The sequence below is a fragment of the Methylorubrum sp. POS3 genome (genome assembly GCF_043352485.1).
Classification (GTDB): domain Bacteria; phylum Pseudomonadota; class Alphaproteobacteria; order Rhizobiales; family Beijerinckiaceae; genus Methylobacterium; species Methylobacterium suomiense.
Window position 1 is genome coordinate 1 of sequence record NZ_JAPRBT010000014.1, and the last position, 239, is coordinate 239.

A 239-nucleotide genomic window follows, 5' to 3' on the forward strand; every position below is an offset into this window, starting at 1 on the left:
GCCTTGAGGATGCCCTCGGCGTCGAGGCCGGCCTCGGCGTACATCTTCTCCGGCTTGTCGTGGTCCTGGTAGCTGTCCGGCAGCGTCAGCGTCCGAACCCGGACGCCGCCCGCATCCAGCACGCCCCGCTCGGCCAGGAGATGCAGGACCATCGCCCCGAACCCGCCGACCGAGCCCTCCTCCACCGTCACCAGAACCTCGTGGCTGCCCGCCAGATCGACCACCAGCTCCGCGTCCAG

At 70.7% G+C, this 239-nt stretch carries 1 protein-coding gene; it reads right to left on the minus strand.

The features are described 5' to 3' along the window. Positions 1-239: transketolase C-terminal domain-containing protein (locus tag OWC43_RS23260; RefSeq protein ID WP_393958657.1), on the minus strand; the 239-nt coding region annotated here is incomplete at both ends.